Genomic DNA, 21,260 nt, shown 5'->3' with positions numbered 1-21,260 from the left:
GGAGAATCAGCCCTTGAGCAGGGCGCGGGCCATGACCATGCGCTGGATCTGGTTGGTGCCTTCGTAGATCTGGGTGATCTTCGCGTCGCGCATCATGCGCTCCACCGGGAAGTCGCGCGTGTAGCCCGCGCCGCCGAAAAGCTGCACGGCGTCGGTCGTCACCGACATCGCGATGTCCGACGCGTAGGCCTTCGCCGCCGCGGCCATGTAGCCGCCGCGCTTGTCGCCTCGTTCGGTCGCCGCGGCGGAGGCGTAGACGAGGTTTCGGGCGGCCTCGATCTTGATGCCCATGTCGGCCAGCATGAACTGGACGCCCTGGAACTCCGCGATCGCCTTGCCGAACTGCTTGCGCTCCTTGACGTATGCGATGGACGCGTCGAGCGCGCCCTGCGCGATGCCCAGCGCCTGCGCGCCGATGGTCGGACGGGTGTGGTCGAGGGTGCGCAGCGCGGTCTTCAGGCCGGTACCGGGCTCGCCGATGATGCGGTCGGCCGGGATGGTGCAGTTCTCGAAGTGGATCTCGCGGGTCGGCGAGCCCTTGATGCCGAGCTTCCGCTCCTTCGAGCCGACGGTGAAACCGGGGTCGTCCTTGTGCACGACGAACGCGGAGATGCCGTTGGCCTTCTTCTCGGCGTTCGGGTCGGTCACCGCCATCACGGTGTACCAGGACGATTCACCCGCGTTGGTGATCCAGCACTTGGTGCCGTTCAGCACCCAGTGGTCGCCGTCGAGCTTCGCGCGGGTACGCATCGACGCGGTGTCCGAGCCGGCTTCGCGCTCCGAAAGGGCGTACGACGCCGAGGCATCGCCGGAGGCGATCGACGGCAGCACCAGCTTCTTGAGGTCTTCCGACGCCGCAAGGATGATCGGGACCGTGCCCAGCTTGTTGACCGCCGGGATCAGCGACGCCGACGCGTCGACGCGCGCGACCTCTTCGATCACGATGCAGGCGGCGATGGCGTCCGCGCCCTGGCCGTCGTAGGCCTCTTCAATGTGGACGGCGTTGAAACCCGACTTGACCAGCGCGTTGTACGCCTCGATCGGGTAGCGCTCGTCCTCGTCGACCTCGGCCGCGTACGGCTCGATTTCCTTTTCCGCCAAGGCACGGACCGCGGCCCGCAGCTCTTCGTGCTCCTCGGCAAGCTGGTACAGACCCGGGCCGTCAGACACCTTTGTCACCTCTTCTAACGCGAATGAGAGTTCGACCGATGTTAGCGCTCGTTCACATTGTGCGACATCGCGAGCGCTTGTGTCTTTGACCGCAAAGTCCGTACGTTCGAGTGATGCAGCTCACTCCGTTCCCCCGGTCGCTCGACTATCCCGAGGTCCCGGTCGGCTCGGTGCTGGCCGGCGCCGCTGCTCGCTGGGGCTCCCGCACGGCCTTCGCCCACGGAGACCAGAGCCTCACCTTCGCCGAGACGTACAGCGCGGCCTGCCGGTTCGCGAACGCGCTGCGTGCCGAGGGCATCGGAAGAGGCGACGTCGTCGCGCTCCACCTGCCGAACTGCCTGGCGTACCCGGTCGCGTACTACGGGACGCTGCTCGCGGGCGCCACCTTCAGCCCGGCGAACCCCCTGCTCCCGCCGGAAGACCTCGCCTTCCAGCTGACCGACGCGGGGGCGGTCGCCGCCGTCACCGTCGGGCCGGTCGCACGCGTGCTCGCTTCGATCCGTGATCGGACCTCGGTCCGGTTGAGCATCGTCGTTCACCCGCCCGAGGGACTGAACGAAGGCGAGGTCGAGTTCGCCGAGTTCCACTCCGGTCACTCCGACGAGCGACCTGACGTGGACATCGACATCTACCGCGATCTCGCCCATCTGGCGTACACCGGCGGCACCACCGGTCGTTCGAAGGGTGTCTGCCTGCCGCATCGGAACGTGGTGGTCAACAGCCTCCAGAGCTCCTGCTGGCGACTGGGCGCGGTGCCCGCGCTCGACGCGTCAGGCGAGGTGGTCGTCGAGCAGCTCGGCGGCCCGGACGAATGGCCGTCCCGGATCGGCACCGGGATCGCCCTCAACCTGACGCCGTGGTTCCACGCCATGGGCACCATCGCCGCGCTCAACGTCCCGCTGCTCGACGGCGGAACCATCGTCCTCCACGACCGCTTCGACCCGGCCGCGTACGTGGCCGACGCCGAGATGCTGCGGGTCACCACCATCGGCGGGGCGCCCGCGCTGTTCGCCGCCCTGCTCGCGTGCCCCGAGTTCCACACGGCCGACCTGTCGTCGGTCCTGACCATCGGCTCCGGCGCGGCGCCGATGCACCACGAGATGATCCGTGCCCTTCAGCACCGCTTCCCCGGCGTGCTCGTCATCGAGGGCTACGGCCTCACCGAGGTCACCATGGGCGCGGTCATCGCGCCGTCCTCTCGCTCCGCCACGCGCAAGGTCGGCTCGGTCGGCCTGCCGTTACCGAACACCGAGATCAAGATCGTCCCGGCGGAAGGCGGGGAGGATCCGTTGCCCTCCGGGGAACGCGGCGAAGTGTGCCTGCGCGGGCCGCAAGTGATGACCGGCTACCGCAACCGCACCGAAGACACCGCGGCCGTGCTCGTCGACGGCTGGCTGCACACCGGCGACATCGGCGTCCTCGACGAGGACGGCTACCTGTCCATTGTGGACCGCAAGAAGGACATGCTGCTGTACAAGGGATATAACGTGTTCCCGCGGGAGCTCGAAGAGCTGCTGATCACCCTGCCCGGCGTGTCCGCGGCGGCCGTCGTCGGCAAACCGGACACCGAGGTCGGCGAACTGCCGGTCGCGTTCGTGGTCCGCAGCGACGAGAACGTCACCGCGGATCAGCTCATGGCCGCGGTCAGCGAGCGCGTGCTGCCGTACAAACGACTACGGGCGATCCACTTCGTCGACCAGATCCCGGTTTCGGCCGCCGGGAAGGTACTGAAGCGGGAACTACGGAAGCAACTCGCCGACGGAACCCCAGCGCGTTTCGTCCTCTAGTTGCGGTGGTTCGTCGTCGAACTACCGCAACTAGAGGACGAAACGCGGTCAGTCTTCGACGCGTTTGCGCAGGGCCGCGTCCTTGTCGAGCACCAGCTGCTCGAGGTCCGCCTGGAACCGCGCCATCTTCGCCTGAAGTCCCTCGTCGGACGCGGCGAGGATGCGGACCGCGAGCAGGCCCGCGTTCCGTGCCCCGCCGACGGAAACCGTCGCGACCGGGACCCCGGCGGGCATCTGCACGATCGAGAGCAGCGAGTCCATGCCGTCGAGGTACTTCAGCGGCACCGGCACCCCGATCACCGGCAGCACCGTCGCCGACGCGACCATGCCCGGCAGATGCGCGGCGCCCCCGGCACCGGCGATGATCACGCGCACGCCGCGCGAAGCGGCCGACGTCGCGTAGTCGAGCATCCGCTGCGGAGTGCGGTGCGCCGAGTAGACGCCGACCTCGTACTCGATGCCGAACTCGGCCAGCGCCTGCCCGGCCGCTTCCATCGTCGGCCAGTCCGAGTCGCTGCCCATGATCAGGCCAACCTGCGGCGACATACTCATTACTCCTAGTGGATCTCGTAGCCGTCGAGCCAGACGGCGTGGGAAAGCCAGTGCGCGGACAGCAGCGCGCGGTCGCGCAGCTCCTCCATGCGTTCGCCGACGAAATTGACGTGGCCGAGTTTGCGGCCGGGACGCTCTCCCTTGCCGTACAGGTGGACGTGGATGTCCGGGTATCGCGCGAACAGGTGGTGCAGGCGTTCGTCCGGGCCCATCGCGGGGGCCTCGGGGGCGCCGAGGACGTTCGCCATCACGCAGGCGGGTGCGATCAGGTCGGTCGCCCCGAGCGGGTAGTCGAGCACGGCGCGCAGGTGCTGCTCGAACTGCGAGGTGCGCGAGCCGTCCTGCGTCCAGTGTCCCGAGTTGTGCGGACGCATGGCGAGTTCGTTGACCAGCAGGCCTTCGTCGGTCTCGAACAGCTCGACGGCGAGCAGCCCGGTCACGTCCAGCGTCGCGGCGATCCGCAGCGCGAGGTCCTGCGCCTCCTGCGTCCGCGCGTAGCTCAGGCCCGGCGCGGGCGCGAGCACCTCGGTGTTGATCCCGCCGGACTGCACGGTCTCCACCACCGGCCACGCCGCGCCCTGCCCGAACGGCGAACGGGCCACCAGCGCGGAGAGCTCGCGCCGCATGACGACCTTTTCCTCGACCAGCAAAGGAGTTCCGGCGTCGAGGAGTTCGGGCACGGTCTCGCGCGCCTGCTGCGCGGTGTCGAGCATCCAGACGCCGCGGCCGTCGTAGCCACCCTGCGCCGCCTTGAGTACCACGGGCCAGGAGTGTTTGTCACCGAAGGAGATCACGTCGTCCGTGGAAGACACTTCGGCGAATTCGGGGCCGGGTATCTCGAGTCCGGCCATCATCTCGCGCATGACGAGTTTGTTCTGCGCCATCGACAACGCGGCCGGATCGGGCCGGATGGTGACGCCTTCCATCGCGAGCGTGAGCAGGTGCTCGCCGGGAACGTGCTCGTGGTCGAAGGTCAGCACGTCGACCCCGGCGGCGAACGAGCGCAGCGCTTCGAGGTCGGTGTGGTGCCCGTGCACGACCTCGCCCGCGACGAGGCCGGCGGATTCGTTCTCCCCGGCGGCCAGCACGCGCAGGGATTGGCCGAGGGAGATCGCCGCCTGGTGGGTCATCCTGGCCAGCTGTCCGCCGCCAACCATGCCCACGATCGGAAAACCGGTTCGTTTGTCCATAACGGAGGTCAGATTACTTGGCCGCTACCGCCGCGACCTGGGCGGACCCGCGTCGCAGCTCTCGCACGGCCAGTCCTGTGATGGCGATCGCAGCCGCGAGCACGTAGCCGTTGCCGATCAGCGACCAGCCCGGTCCCCAGCCGAACTCGGTGTCGCCGCCGTTGGGCACGAACATGATCACGCCGCTCGCGAACAGCACCACGACACCCGCGGCCGGAACCCACGATCGGCGGAGGACGAGCAGGACGAGCAGCGGCACCGTCCACACCCAGTGGTGTGACCAGGACACCGGCGAGACCGACAGTCCGTAGAACGCCGTCACCAGCAGTGCGCCGACCGGGTCACCGCGGCGGTGCAGGCGCACGACCAGCCAGACGGCGGGAACGGCCAGGACGGCGGCGACCGCGATGGCCACCGTCAGCGACCACGGCGCGAGTTCCGAGGCGCGGTTCACCAGCCCGTTGAGTGATTGGTTGAAGATCCAGTGCACGGAGCCGACCCGGCTGGGATCGGTCGCCGATTCCGTCCAGAACCGGAAGGCGTCGCCGGGGATCACCGCGAACATCACGGCTTCGAGCACGACGAACGTGCCGAGCGCCCGTAGCGCGTCCTTCCAGCGGCCGGTGAACAGCAGATGCGGCACGAAGATCAGCGGCGTCAGCTTGATCGCGGCCGAAATCCCGATCAGCACCCCGGCCCAGCGCGAACCACGCGCCGAAAGCACCAGGGCGTCGAGGACGATCAGCGCCATCAGGATGAGGTTGATCTGGCCGAGGAAGATCGTCTTCCAGACCGGCTCCAGTGCCAGCGCGCCCGCCGTCGCCAGCGGCAGAACCCACCATCGGGTGATCGGGGCACCGCAGGCGCGGGCGACCACGGAGATCACGACACTCAGGCAGACGACCGACAGCGCGCCGACGACTCCCCAGGTCAGCCCGGCCGGAACGATCGCGAGCGGCAGGAACAGCGGCGCCGCGGCCGGGGTGTAGGTGAACGGCAGCAGCACCCACGGCGGCAGTGTCGTCAGCGCCTCGCGGGTGTAGAGCGGTTCGCCTTTCAGCAGGGTGAGGGCACCGGCGCGGTAGACGGCGCTGTCCGCGCCGAGGTGCCATTCACCGAGCAAGGCCACGACGCCCAGCACGAGCATCGCCAGGGCGAGCGCACCCGCCAGCGCGACCCCGACGAGCCGTGGCTCAGCCGCCGGTCGCGACTTCAGCATGCTCGCCGTCGTCCCCGGCTCCCACACGCCGCTTCCGGCGCAGATACCACCAGCGCCCGGCCAGCGCGAGCGCCAGTACCAGCGGCATGAGGATGTACGCGCTGCCGAGGATGTTCTCCCACACCTTCCAGTGCAGCTCGACGTTGCGGCCGTTCGGCAGGATCAGCAGCACGCAGCTGATGAAGACGAAGAACACCGCGAACGTGCCCAGCCAGCGTTTCCACGCGGTGGCGGGCGTGGTCTTCGGCAGCCGCGAGACCAGCAGCACGACCAGCGGCGCCACCCAGACCCAGTGGTGGGTCCAGGAGATCGGCGAAATCAGCAGGATCCAGAACGCCGTCACGAGCATCGCCGCGAGCGCCTGGCCCTTGCGGTGGAAGCGCAGCACCAGCCAGATCGCCGGGATCGCGAGCAGCGCGCCGATCCCCATCGCCGCCTTCGACGCCCAGGGCGCGAGCTCGGTGAAGCGGTTCATCAGCGCGTTCAGCGACTGGTTGCCCGCCCAGTGCACCGGGCCGATGCGGCCGGTGTCGGGCAGCGTGTAGGTCCAGTAGCGCGCCGCGTCGTGCGGGATGATCAGGAACATCAAGCCCTGCATCACGACGAAGGTGACGAGTCCGCGGATGGCGTCCATGCGGCGGCCGGTGATGAACAGATGTCCCAGGAAGACGATCGGGGTGAGCTTGACCGCGGCCGCGACGCCGACCAGCACCCCGCCCCAGCGGCTGCCCCTCGCCCCGATGACCAGGATGTCGAGCATCACGAGCGCCATCAGGATGAGGTTGATCTGGCCGAGGAAGATCGTGCGCCACACCGGCTCGAGACCGAGGAACACCAGGAAGAAGGCGATCGTCGACCGCGCGGGCGAGGCCCACCAGCGGGGTCCGTCGGTCGACGGCTTCGGCAGCGCGCCGATCGCGATCCGGACGCACAGCGCCAGCGCCAGCAGCGAAACCGCGGTCAGGAGCCCCCAGGCGACCTGCGTCGGGACCAGCGCGAGCGGGATGAAGAGCAGAGCGGCCGTCGGCGGGTAGGTGAACGGCAGCAGCGCCCACCACGGTTCCACCGGAAGGGTGTTGGAGTCGTAGAGCGGGTCACCGTTCAGCAGTGTCAGGGCACCGGCGCGGTAGACCGCGCTGTCCACGCCCAGCACCCATTCGTGCTGCCAGCCCCAGATGCCGAAACCGATCGCGACCAGCGGGATCACCGAGAGGATCAGGATCGATCTCGGCCGGACGGACAAGCGAGCGAGCGAGCGGCGCAACGAGAGGCGATGCTGCGGGCGGCTCACCGATACGTCGCCGTTCGCGTCGGCGGGAACAGTCCGGGTCACGCAAACAGGAAATCATGAACCGGGTCGTCGCACGTCGACAGGGTCGCCCGTGACCTGGAGAACGTCTTGCGCTACCCCGGTTCAGGACCGCGCGAGGGAACCGAGGAGATCGCACGCCTGGTCGTAGGTCGCCGGGAGCCGGACGGCCGAGATCTGCGGACGGCCGGTGTCACGCAGCTGGGCGTCCATCGAAAGCCGCTCGTTGAGCGCCCGCCGCAGCGCGACACCGGACGAAGCGAGCCTCACGTCCTTCGGCACCAGCGCGCCCGCGATCGACGGGCCGAGCGAGGCGACGCTCTCGCCGCCGTCGAAGACCTGCTTCAGCGCGTCCGCGACCAGGATCATCCCGGTCAGCCGTGGCCAGCCCGCGACCGAACTGAAGTCCATCGAGACCACGAGCAGGGTGTGCGCCTCCGCGACCGGCCGCTCCTCGCGGCGGGCCTGGCGGTACAGCTCACTCAACCGGGTCCTCAGGTACGCCGCCGTGGGCAGCCCGGTGAGCGGTTCGGTGACCTCGGTGTTCACGAGCTGATCGGTCGCCACGTCCGCCCATGCCAGCGCCGTCACCCGGAGTAGCCGGGACGGCGTGGAGTCGACATCCGGTGCGAGGAAACCGTCCACCGCGTCGGGGTCGGCGAGCACCGCGTGCAACGCCGCGAGATCCGCGAGCGTCTCGGCCAGCCCGGCACCCGCCGCGGCACGTGCCCGGCCCAGTCCGGCGAGGGCGGTCTCCGCCACGTCGACGGTGACGGACCGGCCGTGCTTGATCACCGCCGCGCAGACGGCGTCGACCTCCGGCAGGCCCCAGTCACTGGGGAAACGCCAGCCCGCGGCCAGACTGGCGGTCCGCCAGCGAGCCCGCAGGGCGCGGAGAGAACGATCTCGTTCGAACCGGTTCCAGGCGGCTTGCCCGTCTGGTCCCCCGGACGGCGCACCGGTCGCCGGTACGTCCACTGGCCACCGCCCCTTCCGTCCCGATCTTTTCGATCTTGCGATCGCTTCACGGTGGGGACGCCGGTCCGCGTCCGGCGTGACGGCGTTTTCCAAGGATCTTTCCGAACTCTTCGGTAACCCGGCGCGGGTGAAGCCGTTGGGCCCTCCGGGTCATCGGCGGTACCGCGAGGTGACGTACGTCGCATGGTCCGTCACACTGGGCGGGTTCGGGCGTTCAACGAGGAGAAGCACCGAACCTGCTGATGAAGGAGCCCCGTGTCCACCGTTCCCGCCGATCTCTCCGGTAAGAGTGACGCCGAGCTGATCGCCGAGGTGCGTGACGGGAAGATCGCGTCTTACGGAACGCTTTACGAACGTCACGCCGCCGCGGCGCACAATCTCGCCCGCCAGCTCGCCCGGTCGAGTTCCGAAGCCGACGACCTCGTTTCGGAAGCCTTCGCGAAGGTGCTGGACACGCTGCGCGGCGGCAAAGGCCCCGACACGGCTTTCCGCGCGTACCTGCTGACGGCGCTCCGGCACACCGCCTACGACAAGACGCGCAAGGACAAGCGCGTCGACCTCAACGAGGACATGTCCGACGTCGGCGGTGCCGTCGGCGAAGCGCTGACAGTCCCCTTCTCCGACACCGCCGTCGCCGGGCTGGAGCGCACGCTCGCCGCGAAGGCGTTCACCCGGCTGCCCGAGCGGTGGCAGGCGGTGCTGTGGCACACCGAGATCGAGGGGCAGAGCCCCGCCGAGGTCGCGCCGCTGCTGGGGCTGACCGCGAACGGCGTCTCCGCGCTCGCCTACCGGGCCCGTGAAGGCCTGCGGCAGGCGTATCTGCAGGTGCACCTGGCCGAGAACTCCGGCGAACGCTGTCGCGCGAGCGCGGAAAAACTCGGCGCGTGGACTCGCGACGGGCTCTCCAAACGTGAACGAGCCCAGGTGGAGGACCACCTGGACGATTGCGAGACATGCCGCGCGCTGGCCGCGGAACTGGCCGACATCAACGGCGGCCTGCGCGGGGTCATCGCGCCGATCGTGCTCGGTGGCGCGGCTGTCGGATACCTGGCCACCACCGGGGCGGGCAAGGCGGGCGCGGTCACCGCGGCCGCGACGGCCGCCGCCGCGGGTTCGAGTTCAGGCGGGGCGGCAGGCGCCGCCGCGTCCGGACCGCGCCAGTTCGCCGGTGTGGCCGGATCGGGCGCGGCCATCGTCGCCGCCGTCGCGGTGGCGCTCGCCGCCGGTGGCGGCACCCAGGAGATCCCGGCCGCCGCGGCCGTCCCGCCGCCCGCCGTGGTGCCCGTTCCCACCCCCGTGGTCCCGCCCGCCGTGCCTCCGGTGGTCCCGCCGGCGCAGCCGGTGCCTCCCGCTCAGCAGCCGCCCCCGGTGGTGCCGCCTCCTGTCGCGCCGCCCCCGGTGGTACCGCCTCCGGTCCTGCCCTCCGCGACACCTCCCACTCAGCAGCCTCCGCCCGCGTCGTCGCCGGCGATCCCGTCGCCGCCGGTGATGACGGCGGCGACCCCGGCCGGCGGTGTCCAGCTCCAGCCAGGCGAAGAAACCAACCTCCCGATCACCGTGCGCAACGATGGTGGCTCGAAGTCCGAGCCCGTGGCGGTCTCGCTGAACCTGCCGGAGGGCGTGAAGGCCGTTCCCGCCGGCGGCGGTGGCGGGATGGGTGTCAGCGGCTTCCGGCGGCAGGCGGGATCTCCCGCGATCGCGGTGAACTGCCCCGGCGGCACCGGCACGGTGACCTGCGTGACCGGCACCGGACTCGAACCGGGACAGTCCGCGGTGCTGATGTTTCGGCTGCTCGCCGACGACACGGCCGTGGACGGCAGCACGGTGACCGGATCGGTGATGGCGGGCGCGCGGATCAAGGTGTCGATCGCGGTGAAGGTCACCGTGCCGGCGCCGCCGGACGACCTCGAACTCCGGGCCGAAAGCGACGGGTTGTCGGCGTTCCCGTGGAACCGCAACCCGCTGGTGATGATCCGGGTTAAGAACACGGGCAAGACCACGAAGCCGGTGACGATCACCCTCGATCACCGCGTGCTGAGCTCCTGGAGCGTGTCCGGCATCCCGTGCAGACCGACCGGCGAAGGCGCGTCGTGCACTTCGCGTGGCTCGCTGGCTCCAGGACGTCAGGCGAGCCTGTGGGTTCGCCTGAAGGGGCGTCCGGCGGACAACCTCCCGGTGACGGTCAACGCCACCCTCGGCGTCGCGAAGGCGAAACCGGTGGAGGTCTACTTCGGCTGCTGGCACCACTGGTGTGACGACTCCGCGCTACTTCCCCCGACCACGCCTCCTTCGCTGCCGTCGGTGCCTTCGGTCACTTCGAAGCCTCCGGCCACTTCGGAGACGACGAAGCCGGGGCGGCCTGGGCGGCCTTCTCCGTCGAAGAAGCCTGTGCCGTCCGCGACACATTCAGAGCCCGCGAAGCAGGAGCCCGCCCCACCGGCGGCCACCACGAGCGCGCCGCCTCGGCCGGGCAAGTCCAAGCCGACCACGGAGCCCAACGGGGTAGTCGACCGGATTTTCCAGTAGCGTGCCTTTCATGCTGGGGAAGCATCGGGAGATGCTGCGTTTCGCCGTGGTCGGGAGCGCGAGTTTCGTCATCACGATGACGGTGACGTACGGGCTGAAGTTCACGGTGCTGACCGCCAAACCGGTGACAGCGCTGGTGATCGGCGTCCTGGTGGCGACCGTTTTCTCGTACGTGGCGAACCGTGAATGGTCCTTTCGCACCCGGGGTGGTCGTGAACGCGCCCACGAGGCGGCGCTGTTCTTCCTGCTCAGCGCGATCGCACTCGGCCTCAACGCGCTTCCGCAGGTGATTTCGCGGTACGTGTTCAAGCTGGAACAGCCGCACGTCGGGCTGCTGACGCAGGAGATCGCCGACTTCGTCAGCGGCGTGATCATCGGGACCCTGCTCGGCACGGCGTTCCGCTGGTGGTCGTTCAAGAAGTGGGTGTTCCCGGAGGCCGGCGTGCGACCGCGGTTGCTGCGGGGCGGCGGGCGGGGCGCTTCGCGCGACAGGGACGACACAGCGGCCTGACCCGTTCGCCGCACTCACGTGCTTGAAGACGTGACTCGCGTGCTTGAAACGGCTCTCGCGAGATCCGGCGCGGCAGAGGGCCTTCCTGCACCTATGCCGAAGAATCGCCCAAAGTGTCCTATAACGCTCCGACAATGCCCTGCCAGCCCGTTGGGCGGGTCGCGCGAATTAGACTGGCTGGGTGACCGTGGTCGAATCCGTCCTTTCCCGGACGCCCGAGCCGCTTCGATCGGTGCTGATCAAGCACCGCGAGCTGCTGAAGTTCGCGATCGTCGGCGGCACGACGTTCCTGGTCGACAACGGGGTCTGGTACTTGCTGAAGCTCAGCGTGCTGGAGTCGAAGCCGACCACGGCGAAGGCGATCGCGATCATCGTCGCGACGATCGTCTCCTACATCCTCAACCGGGAATGGTCCTTCCGGACCCGCGGCGGCCGCGAGCGGCATCACGAGGCGGCGCTCTTCTTCGTGATCAGCGGGATCGCCGTGGTGGTCAACCTGATCCCGCTCTACGCGTCGCGATACGTCTTCGATCTCGAAGTGCCGCACGTGACGCGGTTCGTCCAGGAGTTCGCGGACTTCACGAGCGGGTCGATCATCGGCATGCTCCTCGCGATGTTCTTCCGCTTCTGGGGTTTCAAGAAGTGGGTCTTCCCGGACGAGCTGGGCAAACGCCGCCGGGACAGCGACGAGCAGGACGACGACGTCGTCCCCCTCCGATAAGTACTTGTGAGAAGACATGTGATTGCTTAGAGTCATCCATGTCAACGTTCCTTCACTGATGCCGCCGGCCGGGTTCGTACGGTCGAGCGGGACGAATAAGGGGTGATCGCCAAGCGCGAAGAGGACCGCATCCGGTTCGGATGACGGTTGAGCCTTTTCCCGTCTTGGCGGGGATCCGGGGCCGCTTGCCACAGCAGCGCTCCGCGTCCCTCGCGTGCCCTCGTTTCTTCCAGTGAATGGATCTCTTTCTTGAGCACCGCTCTCGGGGCGCCTCCGCGCGCCCGAAACACCCTTGCCCTCGTCGGGCTGTTCGCCGCCGTTTTCCTGGCGATGCTCGACGCCCAGGTCGTCGCGACCGCCCTGCCGCGGATGGTCGGCGAACTCGGCGGTGCCACGTCGTTCGCCTGGGTCACCACCGCGTACCTGCTGGCTGGCAGCGTCAGCGCGCCCGTCTACGGAAAACTCGGTGACCTGTTCGGCCGCAAACGTGTCGTTCTCGTCGCGATCACCCTGTTCGTCCTCGGCTCGCTCGCCTGCGCGTTCGCGCCGACGATGCCGCTGCTGATCGCCGCCCGCGTCCTGCAAGGCGTCGGCTCCGGCGGCCTGTTCGTCGTGGTCGCCGCGATCATCGGCGAACTGTTCCCCGGCCGCGAAGGCGCGCGGTACTTCGCCTGGTTCTCGATCTGTTTCGCCGGCTCCTCGCTGGCGGGTCCGGTCGTCGGCGGCGTGCTGACCGACCTCGCCGGCTGGCGGTCGATCTTCGGGATCAATGTGCCGATCGGGCTGGTCGCGCTCGTCGTCGTCGCGCGATCCCTGCGGCTCGAACGACGCCGGACGACCGCGCCGTTCGACTTCGCGGGCATCGTCGTCCTGTCCGGCGCGATCGTCGGGCTGACTTTGGCGACGCCGCTGTCCGCGTCGATCGGCGCGGTGCTGCTCGTCGCCTTCCTGGTCATCGAACGCCGGGCGGCCGAGCCGATCATCCCGCTGCGGCTGTTCCGCGTCAGGATGTTCGGTCTCAGCGTGCTGGCCAGCGCCGCCGCCGGGTTCGTCTTCCTGGGTTCGGTCAACTACCTGGCGCTCTTCCTGCAGACCGCGGGCGGCGCCGGGCCTTCGGAAGCCGGACTCCTCCTGCTGCCCATGACGCTCGCCGTCGCCGCGTCGTCGATGGTCGCGGGCCGGATCATCGCCAAGACCGGCGCCTACCGCTGGGCGCCGATCCTCAGCATGACGCTCGGCCTCGCCGCCGCGCTCGCGATGTCCACAATGGACGAGACGACCCCCTTGCCGCTCGTCGTCGCCTATCTCGTCGTGTTCGGCGCGGCGGCCGGGCTCAACATGCAGGTGCTGTCCATGGCCGCCCAGCAGAACGTGCCCCGTACCGATCTCGGCGCGGTTTCGGCGACCGTCGGCTTCCTGCGTTCCCTCGGCACCACGGCCGGGCTGACCGTTTTCGGCGCGGTGTTCACGAGTTCGTTCGGCACCGACAGTCCCAGCGGCTACGCCTCCGCGCTCAACGGGGTGTTCTGGGTGATGGTCCCCGCCCTCGCGATCGGCCTCGCCGCCTCCCTCTTCCTGCCGCGCGTTTCCTTGCGGCCCAACCACTGAAGGAGTTCTTCGATGATTCTCGTTCTCGGTTCCACCGGTAAGATCGGCCGCGAACTCGTTCCCTCGCTGCTGGACAAAGGCGCTCGGGTCCGCGCTCTGACGCGCGATCCCGCCCGCGCCCGGATCGATCCGCGTGCCGAAGTGGCCGCCGGCGATCTCGACGCTTTCGACCCCGCGCTGCTCGTCGGTGTCGAGCGTGTCTTCATCCTGACCTCCGGGCACGGCTCGGACCCGCTCGCGCAGGAACGAACGGTGCTCGAAGCGGCCGCCGACGTCGCGCACGTCGTCAAACTCTCCACCACCGGAGTCCACTTCGGACAGACCGATCCGATCTCCCTCGTCCACGCCGCGGCGGAACAGGCCGTGCGCGAGGCCGGGCCGGACTGGACGATCCTGCGTCCCGGCACGTTCATGGACAACCGGTTCGCGTGGCTGCACGCCGTACGCGGCGACGGCGTCATCCGCGTCCCCGAAGGCGATCCGGCGTCCGCGCTGGTGCACGTCCGCGACATCGCCGAGGTCGCCGCGACCGTGCTGACCACCGACGGACACGCGGGCGAGACGTACCCGATCACCGGCGGCGAGGCCCTCACGACGCGGCGGCAGGTCGAGATCCTGGGCGACGCCCTCGGCCGACGCCTGACCTACGCCGAAGAGCCCGAAGCGGACGCCCGCGCCCGGATGCTCGGGTTCGGCTGGCCCGCTTCGGCGGTCGACGGAATCTTCGAGCTCAAACGGCAGTCCGCCGGGAACGAGGAGATCGTGTTCGGCACCGTCCGCGAACTCCTCGGCCGGGCGCCGCTGACGTTCGCCGACTGGGCCCGCGAGCACGCCGCGGCCTTCGCCTGACCTGCGGAAAGAGAGCAAGGGACCTTTGCTCCCGGCTGAGTCGGGGCCAGTACGTGAAGACCCTTCATGTACTGGCGTCGGCGCGAAGGGCGAGCTTCCTCGGCTGAGGCGATTCGCACCTCTCTCAATGCCGAGAGAAGTGATAGCAAAGGTCCCTTGCTCCCGCGCCTGGGCCGAAAGGGTTAATCACTTGGGCTGGTCCTCGCGATACGCGACACTCATCAGGCGTTTAATTCATGCCGGGTCCGCTGTCCGGACCACGCATTGTTCCCGGCCGCTCCTCTCGCTAGCGTGCCGCCTCGGGGAGACAGGGGGACCACATGGACGGACACCTTCGCGTGCTCGTGGTCGACGACCATCCGCTGTTCCGGTTCGGGGTGTGCACCTTGCTCGCCAACGAGCCGAACATCGACGTGGTCGGCGAGGCCGCGAGCGGGGCGCACGCGATCAGCGCGGCGAGCGCCCTCTGGCCCGACGTCGTGGTTATGGACCTGCACCTGCCCGATCTCAGCGGCGCCGAAGCGACCCGGCACATCGTCGCCGAACAACCCGGCATCGGCGTGCTCATGCTGACAATGGCGGACGAAAGCGAATCGGTTTTCTCCGCGATGCGTGCCGGTGCTCGCGGGTACCTGCTGAAAGACGCGGAGCCGGACGAAATCATCCGCGCCGTTCACGCCGTCGCAAGGCGCGAAGCGATCTTCGGGCCTGACATCGCGACGCGCGTTCTCGGCTTCTTCAACAACTCTCAGCCGAATCCGGACACGGTGTTCCCGGAACTGACCGTCCGCGAACGAGAGGTCCTTTCGCTGATCGCCGGCGGGCGCAGCAACACCGCCATCGCCAGCACCCTGTGCCTCAGCCCGAAAACCGTGCGGAACCACATTTCCAACGTGTTCAGCAAACTTCATGTCGCAGATCGCGCCGAAGCGATCGTCCTCGCTCGTGAAGCGGGGCTCGGTCGTTGAACACCCCAATCAGGGCGGCTTTTCGGGCAATGTCAGGACCGGAGTCCCATGCGCCCGGGACACCGCACCCGGCAGGGTGAGCGGGGTGAGGGGTGGGGCCCTCGCACCGTTCGAGGGGAATGGGAATCACATGTTCGAACCGAACAGAACACCGGTGCTCGTCCGCGCCACCGATCCGATCCTGCACAACGGCGTCTGCATGACGCTTCGCTCCCGTGACGACGTCTGGCTGGTGGACGGGGAGACCGCCGACCCGACCATGGTGGCCCTCCTGGTCACCGACCGCCTCGACGAGGCCATGACGCAGCTGCTGTCCGCGCTGCACCACCAGGGGTTCACCCGCATCGTGCTCATCGCGGGTGAAGTCGACGACAACGAGATCCTCAACGCCATCGAGCACGGCGTCTGCGCGGTCGCCCGCCGCTCGGAAGCGGGCGCCGACGTGCTGGTCCGGCTGATCAAGGCGGCCGCCGCCGGGGAAGGCGCGCTCCCGCCCGACCTGCTCGGCAGGCTTCTGCACCGGGTCTCCCGGCTGCAACGTCAGGTCCTGCAGCCGCGCGGCCTGCAGTTCGGCGGCATGAGCAGCCGGGAAACCGAGGTGCTCAAGCTGGTCGCGTCCGGGTTCTCGACGCAGGAGATCGCCGACCAGCTCTGCTACTCGCAGCGAACGGTGAAGAGCATCCTGCACGACGTGACCAACCGGTTCCAGCTCCGGAACCGCTCGCACGCGGTGGCTTACGCACTGCGTGAGGGATTGATCTGAGCTCGTGATCACTCAGGTCGACGAGGCCTTGTGCCTGCTCATCGCACCACATCTGCCGGAGGGGACGGTGGTCCGGCTGGATCCGCCGAAACCCACCTGGCAGACCGAGACGCAGGTGTCGAGCGTCGATCTGTTCCTCTTCGCCCTGCACGGCGCCGGCCCGGGAACCGGCGCCGTGCGGGCGAAAAGGTGCGAGCTGTCGTATCTGGTCACGGCGCGCGCCGACAAGGTCCGGGACGAGCACACCCTGCTCGACCGGTCGCTGCGAGCGTTGATCTGGACCGAAAGCTTGACGGTCGATTCGCGGCCGTTGCGGCTGGCTCTCGGGGAAACCGATCCGACCGGGCTGTGGGTCAGCCTGGGCCTGCCCGCCAGGGCGGCGTTCGTCGTCACGGTCACGGCGGAGTACCGGGACTGAGCACCGAGGACCGCCGCAGGACCACCCCGCCGATGGACGCCAGCTGCGCACCGAAGAATTCGCACCATTCGGCCGCCGACGCGGGCGGCCCGCATTCACCGGCCCGTCTGGCCCACCCCGCGCGGACTTCGAGGCGGTAGCCGACCATCCCGGTCAAGGTCAGCCCGTTCCGGCTGGCACCGATCCCGCACAAGCCCCGGTAAATCCAGCGGTCCGGGGGCTCGAACACGGCGCTCTCCTGGATGAACCGGTGTCCCGCCGCTCCGGTGACGGTCGCGACCGGGGTGTCGATCCCGCTGACGAACAAGCCCTTCGAGAGCAGATCCAGTGCATCGGCCTCCATCCGTTCCACCACACCGGGCGGACGGCGGCACGCGTACAGAGCGCCGTCGAAGGACAACCGCACGGAGATCGCCACCTTGCCGATCTCGAGTGCCGCCGCGGCCACCGGATACACCGGTGGGCGGTACCGGAACGCCGACGCATGCACCCCTCGACGTTAGGTCGGCGCGCTTCCCCGGCGTTGCCCGATCGGGAGATCCTTCGGGACGTCTCAGCGCGGGACCCGCTCGGCCGGCCAGCGCACTTCGGCCACATCGCCCGGGCGGGGCACCTTCAGGAAGAGGCTGAACACCGCGGGCTGCTTGCTCGACAGCTCCAGCCGTCCACCGTCGGCCTCGATGAGCGCGCGGGCGAGGGCCAGCCCGACGCCGGTCGAGCCGCCGCCGGAGAAACCGCGTTCGAAGATGTGCGGCGCCAGCTCGTCGGGCACGCCCGAGCCGGTGTCGGCGACCTCGATGACCACGGTGCCGTCCGCGTCACCGCGCCGGGCGGCGAGCGTGACCGTTCCCGCACCATGGCGTAACGCGTTGTCGAGCAGGACGCCGACGACCTCACGCAACCGGCCGGGGGTGGCTCTCGCCCTCAACCCATCGGTGACGCGAAGCCGCAGATGCCTGCCTTCGGCACGAAGCAACTGTCGCCATTCCTCCGCGACCGCGGGAAGCACTTCCGGCAGATTCACCGGTTCCGCGCCGACCTCGCGCGCCGCCCGCGCGGCGGCCAGCAGTTCGTCGAGTGCCCCGGCCAGCCGATCCGCCTGTTCCTGCGCGGCTTTCGCTTCGTCGGCGACATCCTGCTCGGGGTGGACGGTGAGCGGTTCGAGCCGCAGCTGCAACGCGGTCAACCGGCTCCGCAGCTGGTGGGAGACGTCGCCGACGAGCTGCCGTTCTCGCTGGACGAGCTGCGCGAGAGCCGAGCCGGACGCGTCGAGCGCTTCGGCGACCATGTCGAGTTCGCCGACGCCGTAGCGCTTCGGATCCGGCCGGAAATCACCGCCACCGAGTTTGACCGCCCGATCGGCGACATGTCTCAGCGGTTTCGCGAGCCGTCGCGCGGTCACGGTCGCGACCACCGTGCCGGTGCCCACCGACAGCACGACCAGCAACACCACGAGCAGCGTCACCTGGGTCTGGCGGGTGCGCATCGGCCCGGCGGGGATGGACAGCTCGACCTCGCCGTGCAACGCGATCGGCGCCCGCTCGGACACCACGTCGGGACCGGGGTCGGAGCCGTACCGCTTCTCGATCTGCCCCTGCGCGCGGACCGTCAGCAGCCCGCCCTGTGGCACGCCCACCCGGAGCAGGTCGAGGTTGATCGGCTGGCCGACGGCGATCTCGTTGTCCAGCGTCGCCGCGATCCCGCGTGCGGAGGAAGCCAGGTTCTCGCGGTTGAGGTTCTCGACCAGCTGCCAGGCGGTGATCCCGAGCGGGATGCCCAGCACCGCCGCGGTGACCGCGACGGCGAGCAGGATCGCCAGGAGGATGCGACGGCGCATGCTATTCCGCGTTGAAGCGGAAGCCGACGCCGCGGACCGTGGCGATCCGCCGTTCGCCGTCGCCGTTCCCGCCCGGCCTCGCCGCCCGGCCCGCCACCTCGTCCGCGGCGATGCCGTGGTTACCGTCGGCGAAGCCACCTGCCCTGCTTGCCCGGCCCGCCGCCTCGTCCGCGGCTATCGCGAGCTTCCGGCGAAGCCACGACATGTGCATGTCGAGGGTCTTCGAGGTCTTCGATTCGAGGTCGTTCCACACCTCGGCGAGGATCTCGTCGCGGCTGACCACCTGGCCCGCCCGGCTCATCAGCACCCGGAGCAGCTCGAACTCCTTGTTCGCCAGCTGCACCTCGTGCAGGTCCACGGTGACCATCCGGGCGCCGAGGTCCATCCGCACTCCCCCGGCTTCGAGCACCTCGGGCGCCCGGCGGCGGAGCAGCGCTCGGATGCGGGCCAGCAGTTCGGCGAGCCGGAACGGCTTGGCGACGTAGTCGTCGGCGCCCGCGTCCAGGCCGACCACGAAGTCGACCTCGTCCGTGCGCGCGGTGAGCATCAGCACCGGCACCTCGGTCCCGCTCGCGCGCAGGCGGCGGCAGACCTCGAGGCCGTCCATCCCCGGCAAGCCGAGATCGAGGACCAGGAGATCGACCCTGTCGCTCTCGGTCACGTCGAGGGCGGCGGGCCCGTCGCCGACGACACGCACGTCGTACCCCTCCCGCTGTAGCGCGCGGGAAAGCGGATCGGCGATGGCCGGGTCGTCCTCGGCGAGTAGCACCATGCTCACCTGGCCAACTCTACGACCGCCGGGCGTGAAAGCATCGTGACCGTGCCTGGCTACGAGAATGATCTGGAACTCGCCACCCGGCTGGCCGACGCCGCCGACGCCATCACCACCGACCGTTTCCGCGCGCTGGACCTCGCCGTGGAACGCAAACCCGACCGGACGCCGGTCACCGACGCGGACACCGCCGTCGAAGACGCGATCCGCGCGATCCTCGCCACAGAACGCCCGGAGGACACCGTCCTCGGTGAAGAACGCGGCGGTTCGGCCGCGACCGGCCGGGCCTGGGTGCTCGACCCGATCGACGGAACCAAGAACTTCCTGCGCGGCGTCCCGGTCTGGGCGACGCTGATCGCGCTGGTCGAGGACGGCACGCCGGTGGTGGGCATGATCAGCGCGCCGCTGCTCGGCCGCCGCTGGTGGGCGGCCACCGGGGACGGCGCCTGGATGAGCGATTCCGCCGGCGAACAGCGGCTTTCGGTGTCGAAGGTCGCGTCGCTCGAAGACGCGTATTTGTCCACGACCGATCTGAACTCGTGGATCGAGTACCACTCCCGGGAGAAGTACCTCGACCTCGTCAACGCGTGCTGGGAAAGCCGTGCCTTCGGCGACTTCTGGCACCACTGCCTGGTCGCCGAGGGCGCGCTCGACGTCACCGCGGAATGCATCGTGAATCCGTGGGACGTCGCCGCGGCCCAGGTGCTGATCACCGAGGCGGGTGGACGGTTCACCGACCTTTCCGGTGAAGCGCGCTACGACAACGGCTCAGCGCTTTCGACGAACGGCCTGCTCCACGACGAGGTCCTCGGCATCCTGAAGCGCTGATCGAGCGGAAGCTGAAAGTCCCCCTCAGCCGCTTGAGACTCACTGCGCGCCGGGGAGGAGGCCGACGGCGCCGCGCGCGACCTGGGACCAGGCCAGGCGGCCGAAAAGGTAGTGGCAGGCGACCTGTTCGCTGGTGAACCGCGCCCAGTCGTACCGGTTGCCCTGTTCACGCCAGAAAACTTCCCAGGCGGCGCCTTCCGCGGCGTCGTCTTCGGTGCGCATGAGGCACCAGGCGTTGTCGGTCTCCGTGCCGACCGAGACCACCTCGGGCGGCACCCCCAGCGCGGCCAGCCACCGCAGGATCGTTCCCGTATTCACCGAACCTCCCCCGTGACGTCCGCCAGGAAGCCCAGCGTGACGAGTTCATCGGCGCCCAGCACCGCGCGAAAACGCACCCCGCCGCCCGGCTGGCCGAACCATTCGGCGGCCACCGAACGCCAGACCGGCAACGGCCGGACGACCCGGTAACGCCGATACGCGGCAACCCGGTCGGGTGGCAGCGACCGCATGGAATACCAGGTCGCGTCCTCGGCGAACACCCGGCCGTGCTGGTCACCGAAGCGGTCGAGATGGGTGCCGACTTCGAGCATCACCGGTGTCGCCGGGTCGATACCGCCCTCGGGGAAGAGTTCGCCTGGAGGCCACAAGAAGCCCGTTTCCCCCAAGAAGCGCTTTCGCCAGTCCTCTGGGGACTCCCCGCCCCACGGGTCATGTCCTCTGGTCAACTCCGCCGGGGGAACGACGGCCGGAACCGTCGGCGACCGCCGGAAACCGCTGCTGACGTGGGACAACGCGTCCAGATCGTCCAGCACGTCCGCCTCGGGGTGATCCCGCGGGCCGGAACCACCGTCGGGGAGCGGCAACTGGCGCGCGGGTTTGCCCATCGCCACCGGGAGATGCCCGATGGGGAACATGTGCACGAGGAACAGCGCGATCACGCTCTCCCGTTCGGTCCGCAAGGCCCCCATGGGCGGCGGGGCGGCGGGCGGCGGGAAAGGCACTCGCAACGGCGCCACCGCGGGCGGCCACGGCGAAGGCGCGTACGGAGCGCGCGCACCCTGAGGCGGCGTCGGTGCGTCCGCGCCTTCGAACTGGAAAGGCAGCCGAATCGGGCCCGTCCCCGCCTCGCTCGGATCGGTCACCGCACCTCCCCCAAGGAAATCGGTCCCACCGGTGAAGGGGGAGGCAGCGGACAGGACGCGCTACGACCTTAGCGCCGAACCGTGATCTCGTCGGCGGATACCCGAAAGCGCA

Annotated in this window: 21 protein-coding genes; 10 read left to right on the top strand and 11 right to left on the bottom strand. The window is 69.3% G+C overall.

Going from position 1 to position 21,260, the window contains the following annotated elements; genetic code table 11:
• Positions 1-6: 6 nt before the first annotated feature.
• Positions 7-1,179, bottom strand: a complete 1,173-nt coding sequence (locus BS329_RS22690) for an acyl-CoA dehydrogenase family protein (protein ID WP_208619254.1) — start codon at positions 1,177-1,179, stop codon at positions 7-9.
• A 104-nt stretch (positions 1,180-1,283) separates the two neighbouring features.
• Here BS329_RS22690 and BS329_RS22685 point away from each other — a divergent pair, with 104 nt between their 5' ends.
• Complete coding sequence (locus BS329_RS22685) at positions 1,284-2,957, top strand: class I adenylate-forming enzyme family protein (RefSeq protein ID WP_076163236.1); 1,674 nt, start codon at positions 1,284-1,286, stop codon at positions 2,955-2,957.
• Between the two features lie 48 nt (positions 2,958-3,005).
• On the opposite strand, the gene purE is transcribed toward BS329_RS22685, so the two are convergent.
• The 5 genes from purE to BS329_RS22660 all read right to left on the bottom strand — a co-directional run bounded on the left by purE (position 3,006) and on the right by BS329_RS22660 (position 8,205).
• Positions 3,006-3,503 carry a 5-(carboxyamino)imidazole ribonucleotide mutase gene (purE, locus tag BS329_RS22680; RefSeq protein WP_076163235.1) on the bottom strand — a complete coding sequence of 166 codons (498 nt, stop codon included), beginning with the start codon at positions 3,501-3,503 and terminating at the stop codon, positions 3,006-3,008.
• 11 nt (positions 3,504-3,514) lie between these two features.
• The gene (locus BS329_RS22675) at positions 3,515-4,699 is read right to left on the bottom strand and encodes a 5-(carboxyamino)imidazole ribonucleotide synthase (protein ID WP_076163234.1); all 1,185 of its coding nucleotides are present in this window, start codon (positions 4,697-4,699) and stop codon (positions 3,515-3,517) included.
• Positions 4,700-4,712: 13 nt separating this feature from the next.
• Positions 4,713-5,918: a glycosyltransferase 87 family protein gene (locus tag BS329_RS22670; RefSeq protein ID WP_076163445.1), complete on the bottom strand. Its 1,206-nt coding sequence runs from the start codon at positions 5,916-5,918 to the stop codon at positions 4,713-4,715.
• A complete protein-coding gene (locus BS329_RS22665; protein WP_076163233.1) occupies positions 5,893-7,251 on the bottom strand; it encodes a glycosyltransferase 87 family protein in 1,359 nt (452 codons plus the stop codon). The genes BS329_RS22670 and BS329_RS22665 overlap by 26 nt, the downstream gene beginning before the upstream one ends.
• A gap of 81 nt (positions 7,252-7,332) precedes the next feature.
• Positions 7,333-8,205: a GGDEF domain-containing protein gene (locus BS329_RS22660; RefSeq protein WP_076163232.1), complete on the bottom strand. Its 873-nt coding sequence runs from the start codon at positions 8,203-8,205 to the stop codon at positions 7,333-7,335.
• Positions 8,206-8,460: 255 nt separating this feature from the next.
• Between BS329_RS22660 and BS329_RS22655 the strand changes: the two genes are divergently transcribed.
• From BS329_RS22655 to BS329_RS22620, 8 genes are all read left to right on the top strand, one after another.
• Positions 8,461-10,731, top strand: coding sequence for a sigma-70 family RNA polymerase sigma factor (locus tag BS329_RS22655; RefSeq protein WP_076163231.1), 2,271 nt, complete (start codon positions 8,461-8,463; stop codon positions 10,729-10,731).
• Between the two features lie 10 nt (positions 10,732-10,741).
• On the top strand, positions 10,742-11,242 hold the full coding sequence (locus tag BS329_RS22650; RefSeq protein WP_076163444.1) for a GtrA family protein: 501 nt from the start codon (positions 10,742-10,744) through the stop codon (positions 11,240-11,242).
• Between the two features lie 181 nt (positions 11,243-11,423).
• Entirely contained in the window at positions 11,424-11,963 is a 540-nt protein-coding gene (locus BS329_RS22645) for a GtrA family protein (protein WP_076163230.1), read from the top strand.
• 249 nt (positions 11,964-12,212) lie between these two features.
• Positions 12,213-13,571: an MDR family MFS transporter gene (locus tag BS329_RS22640; RefSeq protein ID WP_076163229.1), complete on the top strand. Its 1,359-nt coding sequence runs from the start codon at positions 12,213-12,215 to the stop codon at positions 13,569-13,571.
• Between the two features lie 12 nt (positions 13,572-13,583).
• Complete coding sequence (locus BS329_RS22635) at positions 13,584-14,420, top strand: NAD(P)H-binding protein (protein WP_076163228.1); 837 nt, start codon at positions 13,584-13,586, stop codon at positions 14,418-14,420.
• A 320-nt stretch (positions 14,421-14,740) separates the two neighbouring features.
• Positions 14,741-15,388 (top strand): response regulator, encoded by a 648-nt coding sequence (locus BS329_RS22630; protein WP_076163227.1) that lies wholly within the window; start codon positions 14,741-14,743, stop codon positions 15,386-15,388.
• A 130-nt stretch (positions 15,389-15,518) separates the two neighbouring features.
• Positions 15,519-16,151 (top strand): helix-turn-helix transcriptional regulator, encoded by a 633-nt coding sequence (locus BS329_RS22625; RefSeq protein WP_076163226.1) that lies wholly within the window; start codon positions 15,519-15,521, stop codon positions 16,149-16,151.
• Between the two features lie 4 nt (positions 16,152-16,155).
• Positions 16,156-16,569 (top strand): Pvc16 family protein, encoded by a 414-nt coding sequence (locus tag BS329_RS22620; RefSeq protein WP_076163225.1) that lies wholly within the window; start codon positions 16,156-16,158, stop codon positions 16,567-16,569.
• Here BS329_RS22620 and BS329_RS22615 read toward each other — a convergent pair.
• The 3 genes from BS329_RS22615 to BS329_RS22605 form a co-directional block, all read right to left on the bottom strand.
• Positions 16,547-17,059: a hypothetical protein gene (locus tag BS329_RS22615; protein ID WP_244197251.1), complete on the bottom strand. Its 513-nt coding sequence runs from the start codon at positions 17,057-17,059 to the stop codon at positions 16,547-16,549. The two genes, BS329_RS22620 and BS329_RS22615, sit on opposite strands and share 23 nt — an antisense overlap.
• Before the next feature lie 63 nt (positions 17,060-17,122).
• Entirely contained in the window at positions 17,123-18,406 is a 1,284-nt protein-coding gene (locus tag BS329_RS22610; RefSeq protein ID WP_076163224.1) for an ATP-binding protein, read from the bottom strand.
• A 1-nt stretch (position 18,407) separates the two neighbouring features.
• Positions 18,408-19,178 (bottom strand): response regulator transcription factor, encoded by a 771-nt coding sequence (locus BS329_RS22605; protein ID WP_076163442.1) that lies wholly within the window; start codon positions 19,176-19,178, stop codon positions 18,408-18,410.
• 42 nt (positions 19,179-19,220) lie between these two features.
• Between BS329_RS22605 and hisN the strand changes: the two genes are divergently transcribed.
• Positions 19,221-20,006, top strand: coding sequence for a histidinol-phosphatase (gene hisN, locus BS329_RS22600; protein WP_076163223.1), 786 nt, complete (start codon positions 19,221-19,223; stop codon positions 20,004-20,006).
• 39 nt (positions 20,007-20,045) lie between these two features.
• On the opposite strand, the gene BS329_RS22595 is transcribed toward hisN, so the two are convergent.
• Both BS329_RS22595 and BS329_RS22590 read right to left on the bottom strand, forming a co-directional pair.
• Positions 20,046-20,324 carry a hypothetical protein gene (locus BS329_RS22595; protein ID WP_076163222.1) on the bottom strand — a complete coding sequence of 93 codons (279 nt, stop codon included), beginning with the start codon at positions 20,322-20,324 and terminating at the stop codon, positions 20,046-20,048.
• Positions 20,321-21,148, bottom strand: a complete 828-nt coding sequence (locus tag BS329_RS22590) for a TNT domain-containing protein (RefSeq protein ID WP_076163221.1) — start codon at positions 21,146-21,148, stop codon at positions 20,321-20,323. The genes BS329_RS22595 and BS329_RS22590 overlap by 4 nt, the downstream gene beginning before the upstream one ends.
• Positions 21,149-21,260: the final 112 nt, after the last annotated feature.

Origin of the sequence: Amycolatopsis coloradensis (assembly GCF_001953865.1) — a bacterium.
Classification (GTDB): Bacteria; Actinomycetota; Actinomycetes; order Mycobacteriales; family Pseudonocardiaceae; genus Amycolatopsis; species Amycolatopsis coloradensis.
Note: the sequence above shows the minus strand (reverse complement) of the source record. Positions and strands in the feature narration are given on the sequence as shown.

What these genes read in the sequence shown, in the direction of transcription:
- BS329_RS22630 (WP_076163227.1), top strand. Translation starts at nt 14,741, where the DNA reads ATGGACGGACACCTTCGCGTGCTCGTGGTCGACGACCATCCGCTGTTC.
- BS329_RS22670 (WP_076163445.1), bottom strand. Translation starts at nt 5,918, where the DNA reads ATGCTGAAGTCGCGACCGGCGGCTGAGCCACGGCTCGTCGGGGTCGCG.
- BS329_RS22625 (WP_076163226.1), top strand. Translation starts at nt 15,519, where the DNA reads ATGTTCGAACCGAACAGAACACCGGTGCTCGTCCGCGCCACCGATCCG.
- BS329_RS22610 (WP_076163224.1), bottom strand. Translation starts at nt 18,406, where the DNA reads ATGCGCCGTCGCATCCTCCTGGCGATCCTGCTCGCCGTCGCGGTCACC.
- BS329_RS22635 (WP_076163228.1), top strand. Translation starts at nt 13,584, where the DNA reads ATGATTCTCGTTCTCGGTTCCACCGGTAAGATCGGCCGCGAACTCGTT.
- BS329_RS22675 (WP_076163234.1), bottom strand. Translation starts at nt 4,699, where the DNA reads ATGGACAAACGAACCGGTTTTCCGATCGTGGGCATGGTTGGCGGCGGA.
- purE (WP_076163235.1), bottom strand. Translation starts at nt 3,503, where the DNA reads ATGTCGCCGCAGGTTGGCCTGATCATGGGCAGCGACTCGGACTGGCCG.
- BS329_RS22605 (WP_076163442.1), bottom strand. Translation starts at nt 19,178, where the DNA reads ATGGTGCTACTCGCCGAGGACGACCCGGCCATCGCCGATCCGCTTTCC.
- BS329_RS22685 (WP_076163236.1), top strand. Translation starts at nt 1,284, where the DNA reads ATGCAGCTCACTCCGTTCCCCCGGTCGCTCGACTATCCCGAGGTCCCG.
- BS329_RS22650 (WP_076163444.1), top strand. Translation starts at nt 10,742, where the DNA reads ATGCTGGGGAAGCATCGGGAGATGCTGCGTTTCGCCGTGGTCGGGAGC.